The sequence below is a fragment of the Mesorhizobium sp. M2A.F.Ca.ET.037.01.1.1 genome, assembly GCF_003998075.1.
In the GTDB taxonomy this organism is placed as follows: Bacteria; Pseudomonadota; Alphaproteobacteria; order Rhizobiales; family Rhizobiaceae; genus Mesorhizobium.
Genome location: NZ_RZSA01001861.1, coordinates 1 through 400 on the forward strand (window position 1 = coordinate 1; position 400 = coordinate 400).

The following is a 400-nucleotide window of genomic DNA, read 5'->3' on the forward strand; positions in this document are numbered from 1 at the left end:
GTGTCCATCGCGTAGCCGGCCTTGGCGATCCTGTCGAAAATGATCGAATTCGGCTCGCCGTCGTCAGCCGCCAGGACAAGCACGGCTGGTTCGCGGATCGACGCGGCAAAATCGGGTATCTCGTCGTCGAGCACGACGAGATCAGAATCGACAAGACGCAAATTGCCGGCCCAGAACCAGCTGGATATCACCGTGCGCACCGGCCCTTCGGACATGAGCTGGCCGTACAGCGAATGATAGTCCATCCGCACGATGCGCCCGCGGCTGTCTCCGCCGTACACCTGCATGTACCAGCTTACCGGCAGCACCAGGATGGCGAGGACGGCGCCGGCGAAGACAATCGTGGCTTGCGTCTTCCTGCCCCTGTCGCCCATGGCATCCAGACGCATGGCAAGGGCAG

The 400-nt window shown here is 62.5% G+C and carries 1 pseudogene; it reads right to left on the bottom strand.

The window, feature by feature from the left end:
- Nucleotides 1-400: pseudogene (locus EOA27_RS40195) on the bottom strand (glycosyl transferase family 39); the annotation flags it as partial.